This window comes from Caldicoprobacter algeriensis, from assembly GCF_023838525.1.
Taxonomy (GTDB): Bacteria; Bacillota; Clostridia; order Caldicoprobacterales; family Caldicoprobacteraceae; genus Caldicoprobacter; species Caldicoprobacter algeriensis.
Genome location: NZ_JAHUQD010000002.1, coordinates 231,361 through 249,151, shown reverse-complemented (window position 1 = coordinate 249,151; position 17,791 = coordinate 231,361). Strand labels below are relative to the sequence as shown.

Sequence of the window (17,791 nt, the reverse complement as noted above, 5' to 3'; positions counted from 1 at the left end):
AAGGGAGGCTTTAAATTCGATGATGTTTACGGAGGTGGAAATAAACGGGCAGCTTTACTTGATCAAGATGAAACTCAGCGAAGGAGCGAACAAGATATTAAGGGTATTGCGGATAGCACCACCCAAGGATGTCCTATCTCTTGAAGAAGCAAAAGCTTTTACATGGTAAGGGATAGGTGTGGGTACAATTTGCGCATTTTAAAAAGAAAAAATGGCTTGATTTCAACATTTTTGGAATATTAACTGACAAAGTCATGATAACAGATAAGAGAAGTTTTACAATTGCGCATACGGTGTACAATAATGCTATAATAAAATACAGACACGATGGGTTGACAATGACAATTATTGTTAAACGGAAGATTTTTTCTTGAACACTCTCGAAAAGTAGCTGGGAATTTTCACGAGAAAATTAGGAAAGGGTTATTTTGACCAAATTATAGTTTTGCAATCAAGGAAGATTAGAAATGTACCTTGAAAAATTAATATGGTATTACCTGGATAACCTGAAAGAGGGTATAACAACCTAAGCTTTAAAAATAAAGTTTTTAAAGCTTGTAGATGAAGCTATAAAAGTTGTAGACTAACCTATTTAGGCTGCTTTGACAAAGGTATCTACAAAACTAAAGTTTGTATGTTTAACCCAGGCATCAAGATGGATATTGACTGCAGCAAAGGTAGCCATGGCAAACCTCATCATATTGCTTCTTGAGCGAGCTCTTTCAATATTGTAGTCGATAAACAATCTCTTATTAGTCCGTTCCACCGATGTTCTGGTTTTGAATTTATCCTTGAAAGCCTTGGTGTGGCGTGGAACAGGTGGGAACATTCGAGGGTCATAGTCGGGTTTTATATAAACTACTTTACCGTAGGAGCTCTTGGAACACAAGCAGTCATGAGGAGGTTCTTGACCATGGCAAGCGAACCAGCAGCGGTACTTGATACCTTTAGGTTTACTGTAGCCCCAGTTTTGATAAGGGATACCACCAGGACATATAGGTTTTCCTTTGTCATCAAAGCAAAGGATGTCAGGATGAGGGTAGTCAAATTTAAGTTTAGTACGAGAATCCAGTGCTATGAAAGGTATCATGTTATAGTGTTTGAGTAGGTCATAAGTTGGGTAATTATCCATAGCGCCGTCAGCGATGAAATGTTTAAAGCTGAGGTTGTGGTAGATAGAATGGATGTCCCTCGAAGCAAAGATGGTAGTAACGCTATCGTGACGGTTGGCCTGGACTATTCGCATGTATATAGGTAGGTCATAGGGGCTATCGGAGGCGGTGACGGTAAAGAGAGTGCTTCCGTAGAACCACTGGTTGCGGTAGCTATCCCAGCCCCAGGTTGCCTCGGGGTCAGAAAAGCGCCTTGGACAGGTACAGTTGTAGATACCTTTTAAGCGGCAGTCACAGACTTTGGTGCCGTAATGGCTTGCTCCAGACTTGTAAGATGAGCCATCGAAGGCAACAGATAGTTTGGAAGTATCACCTAAGAGGCCCATTTGGGCGGAGGTATCGACGAGGCAGCGAGCGAGGAATTCTTGAAGGATTTTTTCGGGTCTAAAGTCAGGGAGTTTGCATTTAATAGTGCGATCTACAAGTTTTCTTACGATGCCTGGGTGTTTGTTGGGCAGCTTTTGGTTAGGTTTAAGTCTTTTATTAGGTTTAGGAGAGAATGGGCGGAGATTGCGTATTCTTTTTAGGAGTTTTTTATGAGAAGCAAGCCAGAAGCGCCAGAGCAGGTCATAGTAGGAGCCGACACCAGGGGCTTTATCGGAATCAAAGCCACAAATATCGAAAAGAAGTTGATCATGTTGTACCCTTTTGGCCCAATTTGTGATAGAATATACCTGTAGTTCAAGCATTAATACTAAAGAACGTATTATGCCCTGCTGATTTTTAGCGGGGCGACCGAAGTCAGGGTAAAGAGGTTTTATTATTGGGAGCAGGTTATCCAGGTTGAGGAGATAGAGCTTAGAGATAGCTTTATCGAACTCAAGGAGCCTGCTTTTTTCTTTTTGATCATAGGCAGATAGACGTTGTATAAGATGCTGTTGATAATCAGAATGAGATTGCCAGTTTCTTAACATGTGTAAAACCCCCCAAACGAAATAGAAATAGAGAACATAAAACTATTTTGGGGGTAAGAGCTAAGAAAGTAAAGTTGTAATAAATGGAAATTAGGATATGAAAGTTGTTTACAAAGTAGGGGTGAAGCTTAAAGGCTGAGTCCTGAAACACATATAAATAAAGCTCTCTGACTTTTCGAGAGCGTACTTTCCTTTAACAAAGGGGTGAAAAAGGTGAAAAGGCTGCTCAAGTATTCTGTATATTATTTGGTAGTTTTAGTATTCATTGGATTTAATGCTGCATTACTTGACAGCCTAAAATATGAGAAACCTGTTGAAGAGGAGATAAAACCCAAAATAGTGCTTATTAGCCACGTTTACGCCAATCCTTACTGGAAACAGGTGAGGTTAGGAGCAGAAAAGGCTGCCAAGGAAAGAGGTGTCATAGTAGATTTTCAGGGCCCCGAGAGTGCAAGCGTTGAGGAGGGCATAAAGTTGATCAAGATGGCGTATGCTGCAAGAGTTAGTGGAATAATAGCCTATGTGCAGGATGAAACGCGATATAATGATGTCATAAATAAAGTCATAGAAGGTGGTATTCCGTTAGTTACCGTTGACTCAGATGCCGAAAACAGCAAGCGCCTTGCATATGTGGGCACGGATAATGTAGAAGCGGGAAGGGTGGGGGGCAGAGAAGTGATTCGTCAGATAGGTACCGAAGGCAAGGTTGCTGTAATTATGGGCGGCAAAAGTGTAAAGAATCAGATAGAGAGAGTAGAAGGATTTAAAAGCTATATAAGTAACAATTCTAGTATAGTTATAGCCGCCATTGAGTCATCAGACTCGTATCTGTTGGAAGCCGAGCTGGCAGCCAGAAAGATTTTAACTCAGCATCCCGATGTAAAAGCGTTGTTTTGTACTTCGGCTTTGGATGGGTTAGGTGCAGCCAAGGCGGTTAAAAGTTTAGGGCTTACCGGAAAAGTAAAAATTATCTGTTTTGATGATTTGCCAGAGACCCTCGACAACATCGAGAAGGGGATAATTACTTCTACCGTGGTGCAACAGCCTTATGTTATGGGATATAAAGCCGTGAACATCATAATGGATAACATTGAAGGAAAAACTACGAAGGGGTTGTTTATTACAGATGTGTTGGTGGTTGATAAGGAAAACCTTGATGAGTTCAGAAAACAGCAACAGGAATACTATAACGAAAACCAGTAGCTTAAGAAATAAGTTCATTATATTTGCTGTGATTATTATATTGCCTATTGCCACCAGCAATGGCGTGTCTTTAATAATGAGCAACAGAATAAGCAATATTTATAATATTATGATGAACAAAATGAGCATTACCAATGAAATTAAAAACAATTTAAACCAATCCTTTTTCCACTTTAATCAATATATATTGACCAACGCCGAAGAATCCAAAAGGCTTTATAAATTTTATTATGATAAAGCTGTTGAAGATGTAATGGCGCTCCAGCAGGATTCGGATATCAGAAGCAAATATATTTTAAGGGACCTTTTAAATTCCCTTGGGAGTTTTAAAGAGGCAGCAGATCGCACTATCGAGATTTATGATGATCGCTCTGGGGTTGATGTGTACTATGATGAATATGTTTGGACAAAAGAAATTGTATCCTATTGCAATACTTTTATATCAATGCTGAGCGACAGTTATTTCGATTATAATGTCAATATATATAAAGGGTTAAAGCAAAAGCAGGATTATATTAATAGGGTATTGATGGCTTATATAATAGTAGCGTTGATGTTAAGCGCTATTTATACGCTGTTATTCATAGGCGATATCACTAGAAAGCTGAAAGAGTTGGTAAGTGCCTCGGAAAAGGTGGTTAAAGGGGATTTTACCTATCACGAGGGCGAGAGGACATATATTTATGAGTTGGATATTCTCTCGGAGGCTTTCCGCAAGATGATTACCTACATAAGCAAATACATTGAATCTTTGCAGGAAAAAGCCGAACTGGAAAGGAAGCTTCAGGACGAGAAGATGAAGCTATTAAGATATGAAAATGCCTTAAAGGTATCACAGCTAAAAATCCTACAGGCGCAGATAAATCCCCACTTTTTGTTCAATACTTTAAACTGTATAAGTCAGACAGCGGTCAAAGAAAATGCCCATAAAACCGAAAGCCTTATAAGAGCGGTTGCCGGTATTCTAAGGTACAGCTTGAGCATGATGGATCGAAACGCTACTTTAGAGGAGGAAGTAAATATTGTAAAGCAGTACATGTATATTCAAAAAATAAGGTATGAGGACAGGTTTGAGTTTAATTTAAAGATCAATGTTGATTTGAAAAAGGTAGTGGTTCCGGCGATGACCCTACAGCCTTTTGTAGAAAACGCGTTTATACACGGTATAGAGCCCAAAGAAGAGGGCGGAGTTATAAATATTGAAATAACCGAGCAAGGGAGTTTCTGTACAATACTTATAGAGGACACGGGCTGTGGTATGGACGAGGGTATGTTGAAAGAAATTATGTCAGATAGCCCGGAACAGCGGCCTGTGGGACATACTACGGGGTTAGGCATAAGGAGCGTTGTTCAACGACTCAAGCTAATGTATGGTCGTGATGATATTTTCTCAATTGAGAGCAAAAAGGGTTTTGGTACAAGGGTGTACCTCAAAATTCCTATAAAGGAGTAGAGAAAGCCATGTTAAGATTTTTAGTTGCCGATGACGAAAAGTATGTCCGTGATTCCATAAGAGAAGTGATAGAAACTGCCTTTAAGGGAAAAGAAGGGCAGATTGAAATCGGAGAGGCACGGAATGGAAGGGAGGCCATAGAGGTTTCTGAACGTCTAAGACCCGATATTATAATTATCGATATAAAAATGCCAGGGATTGATGGATTAAAAGCCATACAGGAGATTAGGAATTTCCTACCTTATGCTTATTTTATGATTCTTACAGCATATGACTATTTTGACTATGCCGTGGAAGCAGTAAGGAATAACGTCAGAGAATATATTTTAAAGCCATTTGATCGTGTGGAATTGCGGAACAAAATCATGGAGGCTGTTGAACACGTACAATCCGAGAAAGAAAAACGCAAGAGAGAGATTGAATACCAGGAGAAGATATACAATTTGATTCCTGTAATGGAAAATGAGCTGAGCTATTCCATTGTTAATGATATGCTAGAAGTCATTGACGTTGAAATGTATATGGACTATTTGAACATGTATTTTAAAAGTTCGTTTTGTATGGTGGTAAAGCTAAAAGAAAAAGATAGCAATGGAATGATTTACGTTACAGAAGGATTAAAGACTCAGATTGGCGAACATATAAAGCTTTTTTTGAATCAACGTTATAAGGCCATAGGAAGTTATCGTTTTACCAAGGATTTGGTTTATTTCATTGAGATGCCGTTTTCTAATAGTACAGAAGAGACTAAACTAAATGTCATCAATCTGGCTTTAGATGTTAAAAGCGAGGTAAAGAGATTTTTTGGCGTATCGGTGAGAATTGGCTTAGGGAGATGCTATGATGGCATACAATTAATGCATGAGTCGTATCAGGAAGCCCGTAAAGCTTTGGAATATTCATCTGAAAATGTCAGTGTAGTTCATTATGAAGATGTCGAACATTTCATAGAGCAGGATCATCAGTTTGTAGATGACAGGCTTAAAAATGATTACGGGGAAAAGTTTGCTCTTTTTAAAGCGATAGAGCAATATATTACCGATAACTTGAGAGAAGATATTAACCTTAAAGATACTGCCGCAAGATTTAATTTAAGCCCCTATTACTTCAGTCGTACCTTTAAAAAGGTGTTTGGGTATAATTTCTCTGATTATCTAAATTTAATTAGGATAAACAAGGCCAAGGAATTGCTTAAGGACGAATCTCTCAGCGTCAAAGAGATTTGCTATTTAGTAGGGTACAATGATCCTAATTATTTTAGCAAGGTATTTAAAAAATACGAAGGGGTGACTCCGACCGAGTACAGGGAAAAATTGCACTGAAGCCTGTACCGCAATAGAGTTCAGATCAGTAAAATATTGCTTTTTAAGAAAGCATGTTTTTAAAGCAACTGGGCATCTAATTACGTTGAGGATCAATTGTAAGAATTGTATAATGGGCATGGTTGATAAATCCTTATATCAATGAAGGGGGAGCTCTAAATGAAGAAACTTATTATTCTTGTTTTGGCAGCTGCTATTATGTTGAGCATTGCTGCGTGTGGTTCATCAACTTCATCTAATCCTTCATCTAGTTCCTCGGACAAGAAGGATATTTTGATTGGTGTTTCCATGCCCACTCAGTCTTTGCAGCGGTGGAATCAGGACGGAGCCAATTTGAAAGCTCAACTTGAGGCTAAAGGATACAAGGTTGACCTTCAGTACGCGAACAATGATGTAAATACGCAGATACAGCAAATTGAGAATATGATTCTTAAAGGTAGCAAGGTTCTGGTAATTGCAGCTATCGATGGTTCAGCTCTTACTGATGTGCTTAAAAAAGCAGCTGATAATGGTATAGAGGTTATTGCATACGATCGCCTTATTATGCAATCAGAGCACGTTGATTACTATGCAACATTTGACAATTTCAAGGTAGGTGTAATCCAGGGGCAGTATATTGAAGAGAAGCTCGGGTTGAAAGAAGGTAAGGGGCCATACAACATAGAGATATTTGCGGGTTCACCCGATGACAATAATGCTACCTTTTTCTACAATGGTGCTATGAGCGTGCTTAAGCCTTACATCGACAACGGCCAGCTAGTCGTGGTAAGCGGACAAAAGGATTTTGTAACGGTGGCCATTCCGGGTTGGGATTCTGCTAAAGCTCAGGCAAGGATGGACAATTTGATAACGGCTTATTATGCGGATGGGACCAAGCTGGATGCTATATTATCGCCCAATGACAGTTTAGCAATAGGTATTGTTGCTTCCCTTAAAAATAACGGGTATGGTACACCTGATAAACCGTATCCAATTCTAACAGGACAGGACTGTGATAAACCCAATGTAATTGCCATGATCAATGGACAGCAGTCGATGTCGGTGTTTAAGGATACAAGGGTACTTGCCGCTAAGGTTGTTGAGATGATTGAAGCTATAATTCAGGGCAAAGAGGTACCTGTGAATGACACCAAGACTTATCATAATGGAGTGAAGGTAGTTCCTTCATTCCTGTGCGATCCCGTATATGTAGATGTCAACAATTATAAGGAGATATTGCTGGACAGCGGTTATTATACCGAGGCTGATCTAAAGCAGTAATTGAAGTAATAAATAATGCGTATTTACAAGCCGAACAGTTGTTAGCTGTTCGGCTTGTGAATATCATGTCGCATAGGTTTTTGCTGTCTGGAGACCATATTATTGTTAATACAATGATACTAGGGGTTGATAGAGCAGTGGAATACATTCTTGAAATGAGAAATATTACAAAACTTTTCCCGGGGGTAAAAGCGCTGGACAACGTTAACCTCAAGGTTCGAAAAGGCGAAATCCATGCGCTGGTGGGTGAAAACGGGGCCGGAAAATCCACCCTTATGAATGTACTGAGCGGTGTTTACCCTTATGGCACTTATAGTGGTAGTATCTTCTTTGAAGGTAAGGAATGCATCTTTAAAGGTATCAAGGACAGCGAGAAAACCGGGATAGTCATCATTCACCAGGAGCTGGCTCTGGTACCGTCTCTTTCTATAGGAGAAAATATCTTTTTAGGGAACGAAAGGGCAAAAAGGTGGCTGATAAACTGGAATCAAACCCATATGCAGGCTGCCGAGCTTATGAAAAGAGTAGGGCTTAGGGAAAATCCTGCTACCCTTGTAAAAGATATAGGTGTGGGTAAACAGCAGCTTGTGGAAATTGCAAAGGCACTGGCCAAGAATGTAAAGCTGCTTATTTTGGATGAGCCAACAGCCGCTTTAAATGAAGAGGATTCAGAGAATCTTTTGAATCTTCTCTTGGAGCTTAAAAAAGAAGGGATTACTTGCATATTAATTTCGCATAAGTTGAATGAAGTGCTAAAAGTTGCCGATTCCATTACAATTCTCAGGGACGGTCGTGTGGTTGAAACACTTGATAAACATAAAGATGATGTAAGTGAAGACAGGATTATCAAAGGAATGGTAGGACGTGAGCTTACAAACCGTTTCCCTGAACGAACGCGCAAAATTGGCGAAGTTATTTTTGAAGTGAGAAACTGGAATGTGTATCATCCTTTGATTGAAGGCAGAAAAGTGATTAAGGATGTAAACATAAAGGTGCGAAAAGGTGAAATTGTAGGGATATACGGCCTTATGGGCTCAGGTAGGACCGAGTTTGCCATGAGCGTGTTTGGTAAATCTTACGGAAAGCATATAAGCGGACAGATAATAAAGAACGGCAGAGAACTGGTGCTGAATAGTGTGCGCCAGGCGATAGAGAATGGTTTGGCTTATGTTACCGAAGATCGGAAATCAGCCGGACTTATTTTGATTGATGATATTAAAAGAAATATCTCCCTTGCAAGCCTTGATAATATAAGCAAAAACCTGGTGGTTGATGAAAACAGGGAAATATACGTTGCTGAAGAGTATCGCAGAAAACTCAATATTAAATGCAGCAGCGTGTTGCAGAAGACAGGCAATTTATCAGGAGGAAATCAGCAAAAGGTTCTACTTAGCAAATGGATTTTTGCTAAGCCTGATATACTGATACTGGACGAACCTACCAGGGGTATAGATGTAGGTGCTAAATATGAGATTTATAAGATTATAAACAACCTTGCTGAGGAAGGGAAAGCTGTTATTCTTATTTCTTCTGAACTTCCCGAGATTTTGGGAATGTGCGATCGAGTATATGTTATGAATGAGGGAATGATTGTAGGGGAACTTGATCGTGAGGAAGCATCTCAAGAGAGCATAATGAAATGCATTATGCAGAGCATTAAGGAGGTCGTGTAATGCAAACCATTAAAGATGTTTTTAAAAACAACGTAAGACAATATGCTATGTTTATTGCTCTCATTGTTATATCTATATTTTTTCAGATTCTTACCGATGGCATTCTTCTTTTACCCCAGAATGTCACAAACCTGGTTCTGCAGAACAGCTATGTATTAATTCTGGCTATCGGTATGACGCTTTGTATATTGTCGGGTGGTAACATTGACCTTTCGGTAGGTTCTGTAAGTGCCTTTATTGGCGCCATTGCGGGGACCCTTATAATCAATATGAAAATGGACGTGGGTTTGACCATATTTATATGTCTCTTAATAGGGATAGCAATAGGGATATGGCAGGGGTTCTGGATTGCCTATTTAAGAATACCCGCTTTTATCGTAACTCTTGCGGGAATGCTTATGTTCAGGGGACTTACCATTGCCATGTTAAAAGGGCTTACATTATCGCCCTTTCCAGAGAAATTTCAGCTAATAAGTTCGGGCTTTATTCCAGATGTGTTTGGAGGCTTTGGCACCAAGTTGAATATTACGGCTCTGGTAGTTGGAGCGATTATTTCTATCATTTATGTAATCTTGCAGTTTAAGAAGAGAGCCGAACAGAAAAAATACAACTTTGAGGTAGTTACGATGCCGCTGTTTATTGCCCAAATTATATTGATATTGGCGGGTATAAATCTGTTTGCCTACTGGCTGGCGGCCTACAAAGGATTGCCCATTATATTTGTTTTGATAGGAATATTAGTTTTAGTCTATTCCTTTTTTACCACAAAAACCGTACCGGGACGTTATATTTATGCTATGGGAGGTAACGAGAAGGCCGCAAAGCTTTCAGGTATAAATACAAATAAAGTCCTGTTTTTTACCTATGTAAATATGGCTTTTTTAGCGGCAGTAGCCGGTATTGTATTTGCTGCACGTTTAAATGCGGCTTCACCGCAAGCGGGTATCAACTTTGAGCTCGATGCGATTGCAGCTTGCTTTATTGGTGGTGCATCGGCCTACGGCGGTGTTGGTACCGTTAGCGGAGCCATTATTGGCGCACTGGTTATGGGTGTGCTCAACAACGGCATGTCCATAATGGGTGTGGGCAGTGATATGCAGATGATCATTAAAGGTTTTGTTCTGCTGATGGCCGTAGCGTTTGATGTGCTGTCAAAAAACAGAGCTAGAGCGTAATACTTTAATTTAAAAATTTGAATATATATGTGCATTTGGGATAGGGAGCGGGTATAATAATCTGCTCCCTATCCGAATTTTCAATTTTATTATAACCTTCCTTTTCATACCATAAAATTGAATATGATAACACAACGTCAAATCAAAATTTTGTTTACTCCACCTCTATAACCGTACTTGCAGAGGGAAGACCTTCTGCCGAAGCAGTCAGAACAATATTGCCTACTTCTCCGTTGGCACGCACAACTACCATGGCACGGCCCTGATAGACTCTGCGCTGATTCCCTACGTACATCTCTTCGCTTACAGGGTTCCCACTACCTACAGCCAGCACCGACCCCACTCCGCTGGCGGTGAAATAGATGTTGGTATCTGCATTGTGCACCACGTTTCCTTCAGCATCCAATACTTCAACGGTAACATAAGACAGGTCCCCGAATTTTGCGTTTAGCCTGTTGCGGTCGGGTGTTAACCGAATTGCTGCCGGTTTTCCTGCAGTTTTAAGGACGGTACGGGAGGTTTCGATGCCTTTTTCATTATAGCCCACAGCTTCAAGTATTCCGGGTTCATAAATCACTTCAAATGAGGCTATATACCTGTTGGGCTTTCCAGCGGGTTTGCGGCCAAGCGACTTTCCGTTGAGAATCAGTTCTACTTCGCTGTCCATGCTGTATACGTCCACTCTGGTTGGTTTACCCTCAAAACCCGGCCAGGTCCATGACGAAACTACATCAGGCCATCCCCATCTAGATATGTCGGCCTCTTTGCCGTAATATTCCGGCTTATAGACCGCAATATACGGTGCTTTGGCAATGCCCCAAACACAGTCGCGGTAATAGGATTGAGGCCTTTTTTAAATCCGCATATGTCGATATCTCCGCAAAAGGCTTGATGCCACGGGTATTTCCCAAGGAAGCTTTTTTCTCCGTTGTACCATACGTGCCCAATGCCGGCTTCGCCAAGGTAATCTATGGCGGTCCATACGAAATCGCCTATGACATAGGGCAGACGCTCAATGGTGGACCAAATGTCAAAGACTTCTCTCGGGAATGACTCGGTGCCACAGATTATACGTCCTGGGAATTTTTTGCTGTCGCTTTCATAGCGATTCAAAAGATAATTATATCCTACTACATCCAGAGGTTCTACAAATTCTTTTGTGACTTTGCCCCAGAAATCATAGTCCTCAGGCAGGTCGCCTAGCTTTGCCTTGAGCGCTTTAACTGCCGTATCATCCCACAGGGCGCACAGCGCATTGGTAATGGCTCTTGTGTTGTCCAGGCTGCGTATGAAATCAGCCAGCTTCCGAGCATAGATGTAACCTTCCGAACGGCCATCTCTTTCTATGATTTCATTGCCTGTCGACCACATGATAATGCTGGGATGATTTCGATCGCGGAGGACCATGGATGCCATATCTTTTTGCCACCAGTCTTCGAAATACAGGCTATAGTCGTTGGGATTTTTGCCCTCGCGCCAGCAGTCAAATGCTTCATCGATTACCAGCAATCCCAGCCGATCGCATGCATCAAGAAAAGCTGGCGAAGGAGGATTGTGGGCGCAACGCACAGCATTGAAACCATTGGCCTTTAAAAGTTCCACTTTGCGCTCCTCTGCCCTGTCATAAGCCGCTGCTCCAAGCAGTCCGCAATCGTGGTGTACACAGCCTCCCTTGAGTTTTATGGGAACGCCATTTAGCTGAAAACCATTTTGCGGATCGAAAGAAATGGAACGAATTCCTATTCGGGTTTCGGTGCTGTCAATTACCTTTCCGCCTTTTATAACCTCGCTCTTTAGGGTATAAAGATAAGGATTTTCTATTGACCATAAATTTGCAGGTGATACAATAAGGTCCTGCTGCGCCTCTGCTGTATTTTTGCTGGGAACATATAGGTTTGTTTCATCCATGGCTGCCACATTACCACAAGCTGTCAACAGCGTGGATCGGATAATGATATTTTCGGGTTGCTCACTGATGTTTTCTACCGTGGTCTTTACGTGAACCGTGGAGCATTCGGTGGAGACGTTGGGTGTTGTGACATATACGCCCCAGGGTGTTATATGCACGCTTTCACCTATCATTAGCCACACATGGCGGTAAATTCCTGATCCGCTGTACCATCGGGTATTGGGCAGTGCGCTATTGTTTACGGTAACGCGGATTGTGTTGTCCTGACCGTATAGCAGATACGGGGTTAAGTCGCAGTGAAAACTGGTGTAGCCATATGGATGACGGGCTACCAATTGGTTGTTTAGATGTACTGTGGCATTCATATATACGCCTTCAAACTCGAGAATGACCTTTTTGCCTTTCCACTCAACTGGGGCATAAAGGGTCTTTTCGTAGATTCCTATGCCACCCGGAAAAAATCCGTTGCTGGCGCCCGATAGCGTGTGCGGATCTCGCTTCTGAATTATGCTGAAATCATGAGGAAGGTCTACCACAGTGTACTCAGATTGGATATCCTGGTTTGGGGATGTGCTGATTAGCTTAAATCTCCACTCTCTGTCCAGATTTTGTCTTTTCATGGGTTTATAACCTCCTTTGAATTTTTATGTTAAATTGATACTATGTTCTTTTAAATAAAATATTCCTGCTAGGTTTTACGGACTTGACCAAACAGTTTGTATGTCTAAGAAAAGCGGCTCTAATGTAAGCTCTATATATTAGGATAAAAATTCTTGACTTATCAGTATTTTTCTGGTAAGTTTTGCGGATAGATGCTATGTACGTTATTGACGTACGCATGTATTGATGTTAAATTTTGCATCTTAATGTTAATGGTATATACTTGAACTAATATTGGATTTAATATGATATTGGCCGCTATAGCATCAAAGCTAGAAGAATGTATATACTTGAACTAATATTGGATTTAATGCTTTGGCCTGGTTCCAGGCTTGATATTGGCATACTGGTTACGAAAAAATTCAAAGCATGAACCTTAGGAGGGGAAAACGTGGAAAACTCAAAAAGATATGAATACATTCCATATGTTTACAGGCATGCACCCATACCGGGCTGTGGTTTTGTCACCGGTTTTGTCACCGGTTTTGTCTTTTATCCTAAAGAAAAAGGAATACTGTATGCGAGAACCGATATTGGTGGGGTTTATCGCTACGATTTTGATGAAAAGGCTTGGATTTCTCTGGTGGACCACGTCACGCACATCGGCAAATGGGAGACCTTTCCTTTATCCATAGCTATTGACCTAAACCATCCCGACTGGCTGTATGTAGTTGCTGGAGACTGGAAACAAAATTATCTGTGCCGCTCAAAGGACCGGGGCGAGCACTTTGAGTATTTTCCCGTTCCGGCCGGAGTCCACGGCAATGCTCCGGGGCGGGGAACAGGCGAGAGGCTGGCAGTTGACCCTGTGGATTCAAGGATAATATATTTTGGCTCGCAGACCCACGGCCTTCTCGTTTCAGAAAATTACGGGGAGCACTGGAGGGAGATTCCTGTATGTCCTCCGAGAGGCGCCGGGGAACAACTGCAAGATACGGGAGATTCAAGGGTGTTTGGGTGATTCTATATTGGCACCGGTACGAGAGGGGTGCTGTGGGGCGAGCCGGCCCTGTGATTGTATTTCAAATCAAGGTGGGAAAAGGGAAACGCTGGCGTGAGAAATGTTGAACCTGTTGCGTGAAAGGCCTTGTAATTACCGCTTGCAGGCAGTTACAAGGCCTCTTTTATGTGCTATTGGACAGATTAGGCTTTAATTGGACGTTCCCTTCTAAATTAGTCTCGTGTCTTCGCACAAAATTAAGGGGATTGGCTTATCTTGCGCTATATGCCTTTACATCATCTAATACAAGCATAGTAGGATGTATGAAAACGTGATTTATAGCGGCTTGTTCGTCACCTGTGCGGGGCAGGGAAAATTATCCGTATTGTCGTGCCTTGTCCTGGCTGGCTTTCAAGCTCTATTCTGGCGTTGTGGTGCATTGCCCCGTGCTTTACTATGGAAAGCCCCAGGCCGGTGCCGCTTGTTCGATTTGATCTGCTTTTGTCGACCCTGTAAAATCGCTCAAATACCCTGCTTTGATGTTCTTTGGGGATGCCTATTCCCGTATCAGATACGGTCAAAACCACTTCTTTTGCGCTTTGAGAGATGTTAACATCCACTCTACCGTTTTCTTTGTTGTATTTAATGGCGTTATCGCAGAGGTTGTATATCATCTGCTCGAGGATTTCCTCCATACCAAAGACAATGCTGTTTTCACCTGATACAGAAACGGTAACGCCTTTTTCTCTTGCCTGCGGTTCTAACCTGGCACATACCCTTTTCGACAGTTCGAGCAGGTTTACGCGTTTGCGTGGGATGTCAATGTTATCTTCGTCAAGGCGTGAGAGCTTGATGATGTCGTCTATAAGGGCGATGAGGTGATTGGCCTCGTTGTAAATGCGCTCAGCAAAGCGGGGGATATCCTCGCTTTTTACCATACCGTTTTTGATGATTTCGGCATAGCCCAATATCGATGTAAGCGGCGTTTTAAGTTCGTGGGACACGTTGGCCGAAAATTCACGGCGTATCTGTTCTGCGGCACGTTTTTCGGTTATGTCAAGAATCAAGACAACGGCTCCCTTTACTCGGCCGTTGACCCACACGGGGTTGGTGGTAAGCTGGTAGTGCCGATCGCCCATTTCGAGTATTTCCTCGCAGTGGTCGCCTTCGAGGGCTTTTTTTACTGCAGCCCGTAAAGTCAAATTGCGGCTTAAAGTGAGAATGTTTCTGTGGAGGTAATTGCTGCTGTTGTGGCCTCCAAATATGCGTATGGCGCTTTTGTTGACCGACAGGATATCGGCTTTTTCGTTGAGCAATATCAATCCTTCGCTCATGTTTTCGGTGATGGCGTTAAACTCTTCGTGCTTTTCCCGCAAGGCGCGCATTTGATCCTCTATCTGCTTGTTTTGCTGGCCTATGCGCATGAGCAGAGGAGATAATTCATCATAGACATCATTGGACATGGGAGTTTGTAGATTCAGTGCATTTATGGGCTCAATTATTTTTTTTGTCTCCCGATTGGCTATAAGTAGGGCAAGTGCAAGAGTGACGGCGATGATGAACAATATATAGGGCACAAAACTCAATATGGTGCTGTAAACGCTGTCCATCATGTTTGCTACCCGTAGCACCATGCCGTTTTTCAGAAGAACGGCGCAATAGAAGGTTTGCTTGCCCAGAGTCCTGGAGAGGCGCACTGACTTTCCAATTCCGTTCTTCAAGGCGGCCGATACCTCTGGCCTGTTTCTATGGTTTTCCATGTTTTCTGCTCTTTCAGCGCTGTCAAACAACACAGTGCCATCGTTTGCTATAAGCGTGATGCGATGTGCCTTGGTTGATACGTTTTGCAAAAAAAGACAAGGGTCTTCAGCGGTTTCAAGGCTTGCCGCAATATAAGACGCTTCTTTCTCTATTTCCTGCTGCATGATATAAAAAATTTCCTTGTACATGACGACGAAGGTCAGCATGCTGGAGAGCAAAACGGTTAGTATAGCAAGCAAACACATGCTTAAGAATATTCTCCGCTTCATCTTTGGCCTCCGATTCGATATCCCACTCCCCGCACCGTTTCTATCAATTTGCCCCATTGTCCTAGCTTTTGCCTGAGCGAGCGGATATGAACGTCGACGGTGCGGGTTTCACCGTCGAAGTCATAACCCCAAACCGCCTCAAGGATTTTATTTCGGTTCAGGACAATGCCTTCATTTTCCATAAGATAGCGTAACAGTTCGAACTCCTTATGGGTTAGCTCTAATTTGTTGCCGTTGACGGTCACTTCATATTTATGGGGGTCCAGGGTTATAGGGCCCACCGTTAAGGTCTGCATGGATGTGCTACCTCTGGGTGAAGCGCGGCGTAGTACCGCCTTGATGCGCGAGACCAGCTCCATCATGCCAAACGGTTTTGTGATGTAATCATCGGCTCCGCTGTCAAGGCCAATGACCTTATCGTACTCGGTGCTTTTGGCTGTAATCATTATGACTGGGATTTCTCTGGTGGCGGGGTCGGATTTCAGCCTTTTTAGAATCTGTAATCCGTCTTCATCGGGTAACATGATGTCCAAGAGCACAAGTTCGGGCTTTTGCGCTGACAGCGCTTCAAAAAATGCTTTTCCGTTTTCAAAGCCCTGGGCTTCAAATCCTACTGTCCGTAGCGTGTATACCACCAGTTCCCTTATGTTATCGTCGTCTTCAACGAAAAAGATCATATCCTTTCTCCACCTTTATGGATCCCCATTATGGAGTATTCCACCCATTCTGCTATGTTGGTGGCATGGTCGCCTATTCTCTCAAAATATTTGGCAACCAACAGGAGGTCGACAGCATATTCTCCGTTTTGCTTGTCCTTGCCTATAATATCTATGATTTCCTTTTTTACCTTATTAAACAGGTCATCCACCACGTCATCGTAATCTATGACCGCTCGCGCTAGATCCAGGTCCCGTCTTACGTAGGCATCGATGCTGTCGGTTACCATTTTAATGGTTGCTCTGGCCATTTCGTCTATATGCACGGCGTTGTCCACGGAGTGCAGATTCCCAAGTAGGATTATTTCGGATATATCAGCTGCCTGGTCTCCTATGCGCTCCATGTCGGTTATCATCTTGAGGGCAGAGGAGATTTGCCTTAAATCCCTGGCTACAGGGTGCTGATGGAGCAGGAGCTTAAAGCACAAGCTCTCGATGTCTTTCTCCTTCTGATCAATTTCTGCATCGACGCGAATAACTTCCTGAGCCAAAGAGTTATCGTGGTTTATCAGCGCTTTAGCAGCGTTTGCGATTGCGGTTTCGCATAGGGCCCCCATCTCTATTAATTCCTGGTTGAGCAGTTCCAGCTGCTCATCGAATTTTCTTCTCATTATCCGAACCTCCCGGTTATATAGTCCTCCGTGCGCTTATCCTGCGGCATGAAGAACAGCTTTTCGGTATCGTTGTATTCTATTACCTCGCCGTTTAGCATGAAGACCGTTTTGTCCGAGATGCGTGCGGCCTGCTGCATATTGTGGGTTACGATAATTATAGTATAGTTTTTTTTGAGCTCCAGCACAAGGTCTTCTATCTTTGATGTGGAAATTGGGTCCAGTGCCGACGTTGGTTCATCCATTAACAACACCTCGGGCTGCACCGCTAAAGCCCTTGCAATGCACAGCCGCTGCTGCTGACCGCCCGACAGCTCCAAAGCACTTTTTTTGAGCCTGTCCTTTAATTCGTCCCATATGGCGGCCGCCTTCAGGGATTTTTCGACGATGTCGTCCAGCTTCACCTTGGAACGGATTCCGTGTGTGCGCGGGCCAAAGGCGATATTGTCGTACACGCTCATAGGGAAAGGATTGGGCTTTTGAAAGACCATGCCCACTCTTTTGCGCAGCAGGCTTACATCGATATTGTATATGTCCTCTCCATCAAGCAGTATTTTGCCTGTTATTTTGCAATTCTCTACCAAGTCGTTCATGCGGTTCAGGCATTTAAGCAGCGTTGATTTGCCGCAGCCAGAAGGCCCGATGAGGGCGGTGATCTTGTTGGCTTCTATGTCTAGGTTAATGTCCTTCAGCGCATGAAAATCTCCATAGTACAGGTTTAGATTGTTTATGGTAATCTTCCCCATATATCCC

At 42.6% G+C, this 17,791-nt stretch carries 14 protein-coding genes; 7 read left to right on the top strand and 7 right to left on the bottom strand.

The annotated features are described in order from the left end of the window. Positions 1-592: 592 nt before the first annotated feature. A complete protein-coding gene (locus KVG29_RS02370; protein ID WP_252226191.1) occupies positions 593-2,086 on the bottom strand; it encodes a transposase in 1,494 nt (497 codons plus the stop codon). Between the two features lie 204 nt (positions 2,087-2,290). Between KVG29_RS02370 and KVG29_RS02365 the strand changes: the two genes are divergently transcribed. From KVG29_RS02365 to mmsB, 6 genes are all read left to right on the top strand, one after another. Further along, positions 2,291-3,289, top strand: coding sequence for a sugar-binding protein (locus tag KVG29_RS02365; protein WP_252226189.1), 999 nt, complete (start codon positions 2,291-2,293; stop codon positions 3,287-3,289). Between the two features lie 109 nt (positions 3,290-3,398). Continuing rightward, the gene (locus tag KVG29_RS02360) at positions 3,399-4,742 is read left to right on the top strand and encodes a sensor histidine kinase (protein WP_252226187.1); all 1,344 of its coding nucleotides are present in this window, start codon (positions 3,399-3,401) and stop codon (positions 4,740-4,742) included. Between the two features lie 8 nt (positions 4,743-4,750). Continuing rightward, positions 4,751-6,064, top strand: a complete 1,314-nt coding sequence (locus KVG29_RS02355; RefSeq protein ID WP_252226185.1) for a helix-turn-helix domain-containing protein — start codon at positions 4,751-4,753, stop codon at positions 6,062-6,064. Positions 6,065-6,223: 159 nt separating this feature from the next. Then, positions 6,224-7,324 carry a multiple monosaccharide ABC transporter substrate-binding protein gene (chvE, locus tag KVG29_RS02350; RefSeq protein WP_252226184.1) on the top strand — a complete coding sequence of 367 codons (1,101 nt, stop codon included), beginning with the start codon at positions 6,224-6,226 and terminating at the stop codon, positions 7,322-7,324. Positions 7,325-7,437: 113 nt separating this feature from the next. Continuing rightward, positions 7,438-8,997, top strand: a complete 1,560-nt coding sequence (mmsA, locus tag KVG29_RS02345; RefSeq protein WP_252226214.1) for a multiple monosaccharide ABC transporter ATP-binding protein — start codon at positions 7,438-7,440, stop codon at positions 8,995-8,997. Beyond that, the gene (mmsB, locus tag KVG29_RS02340) at positions 8,997-10,172 is read left to right on the top strand and encodes a multiple monosaccharide ABC transporter permease (RefSeq protein WP_252226182.1); all 1,176 of its coding nucleotides are present in this window, start codon (positions 8,997-8,999) and stop codon (positions 10,170-10,172) included. The genes mmsA and mmsB overlap by 1 nt, the downstream gene beginning before the upstream one ends. Before the next feature lie 154 nt (positions 10,173-10,326). Here mmsB and KVG29_RS02335 read toward each other — a convergent pair whose 3' ends face one another. Both KVG29_RS02335 and KVG29_RS02330 read right to left on the bottom strand, forming a co-directional pair. Beyond that, positions 10,327-10,926 (bottom strand): DUF4982 domain-containing protein, encoded by a 600-nt coding sequence (locus KVG29_RS02335; protein ID WP_338084609.1) that lies wholly within the window; start codon positions 10,924-10,926, stop codon positions 10,327-10,329. Further along, positions 10,899-12,701 carry a glycoside hydrolase family 2 TIM barrel-domain containing protein gene (locus KVG29_RS02330; RefSeq protein WP_252226179.1) on the bottom strand — a complete coding sequence of 601 codons (1,803 nt, stop codon included), beginning with the start codon at positions 12,699-12,701 and terminating at the stop codon, positions 10,899-10,901. The genes KVG29_RS02335 and KVG29_RS02330 overlap by 28 nt, the downstream gene beginning before the upstream one ends. Positions 12,702-13,132: 431 nt before the next feature. Here KVG29_RS02330 and KVG29_RS02325 point away from each other — a divergent pair, with 431 nt between their 5' ends. Continuing rightward, on the top strand, positions 13,133-13,702 hold the full coding sequence (locus KVG29_RS02325) for a beta propeller repeat protein (protein WP_252226177.1): 570 nt from the start codon (positions 13,133-13,135) through the stop codon (positions 13,700-13,702). 332 nt (positions 13,703-14,034) lie between these two features. Here the strand turns inward: KVG29_RS02325 and KVG29_RS02320 are convergent, their stop codons facing one another. Genes KVG29_RS02320 through pstB form a run of 4 tightly spaced genes read right to left on the bottom strand, consistent with a single transcriptional unit; the run spans position 14,035 to position 17,784 of the window. Beyond that, positions 14,035-15,711, bottom strand: a complete 1,677-nt coding sequence (locus KVG29_RS02320) for a sensor histidine kinase (RefSeq protein WP_252226175.1) — start codon at positions 15,709-15,711, stop codon at positions 14,035-14,037. Then, entirely contained in the window at positions 15,708-16,388 is a 681-nt protein-coding gene (locus KVG29_RS02315; protein ID WP_252226173.1) for a response regulator transcription factor, read from the bottom strand. Before KVG29_RS02315 ends, KVG29_RS02320 begins: the two co-directional genes overlap by 4 nt. After that, positions 16,385-17,038, bottom strand: a complete 654-nt coding sequence (gene phoU, locus KVG29_RS02310) for a phosphate signaling complex protein PhoU (protein ID WP_252226171.1) — start codon at positions 17,036-17,038, stop codon at positions 16,385-16,387. Before phoU ends, KVG29_RS02315 begins: the two co-directional genes overlap by 4 nt. Beyond that, positions 17,038-17,784 carry a phosphate ABC transporter ATP-binding protein PstB gene (pstB, locus tag KVG29_RS02305; RefSeq protein WP_252226170.1) on the bottom strand — a complete coding sequence of 249 codons (747 nt, stop codon included), beginning with the start codon at positions 17,782-17,784 and terminating at the stop codon, positions 17,038-17,040. Before pstB ends, phoU begins: the two co-directional genes overlap by 1 nt. Positions 17,785-17,791 lie beyond the last annotated feature (7 nt).

Coding starts and splice junctions, on each gene's coding strand:
- KVG29_RS02360 (WP_252226187.1), top strand. CDS start 3,399: ATGATGAACAAAATGAGCATTACCAATGAAATTAAAAACAATTTAAAC.
- KVG29_RS02370 (WP_252226191.1), bottom strand. CDS start 2,086: ATGTTAAGAAACTGGCAATCTCATTCTGATTATCAACAGCATCTTATA.
- KVG29_RS02330 (WP_252226179.1), bottom strand. CDS start 12,701: ATGAAAAGACAAAATCTGGACAGAGAGTGGAGATTTAAGCTAATCAGC.
- phoU (WP_252226171.1), bottom strand. CDS start 17,038: ATGAGAAGAAAATTCGATGAGCAGCTGGAACTGCTCAACCAGGAATTA.
- chvE (WP_252226184.1), top strand. CDS start 6,224: ATGAAGAAACTTATTATTCTTGTTTTGGCAGCTGCTATTATGTTGAGC.
- KVG29_RS02355 (WP_252226185.1), top strand. CDS start 4,751: ATGTTAAGATTTTTAGTTGCCGATGACGAAAAGTATGTCCGTGATTCC.
- KVG29_RS02320 (WP_252226175.1), bottom strand. CDS start 15,711: ATGAAGCGGAGAATATTCTTAAGCATGTGTTTGCTTGCTATACTAACC.
- pstB (WP_252226170.1), bottom strand. CDS start 17,784: ATGGGGAAGATTACCATAAACAATCTAAACCTGTACTATGGAGATTTT.
- mmsB (WP_252226182.1), top strand. CDS start 8,997: ATGCAAACCATTAAAGATGTTTTTAAAAACAACGTAAGACAATATGCT.
- mmsA (WP_252226214.1), top strand. CDS start 7,438: ATGATACTAGGGGTTGATAGAGCAGTGGAATACATTCTTGAAATGAGA.
- KVG29_RS02315 (WP_252226173.1), bottom strand. CDS start 16,388: ATGATCTTTTTCGTTGAAGACGACGATAACATAAGGGAACTGGTGGTA.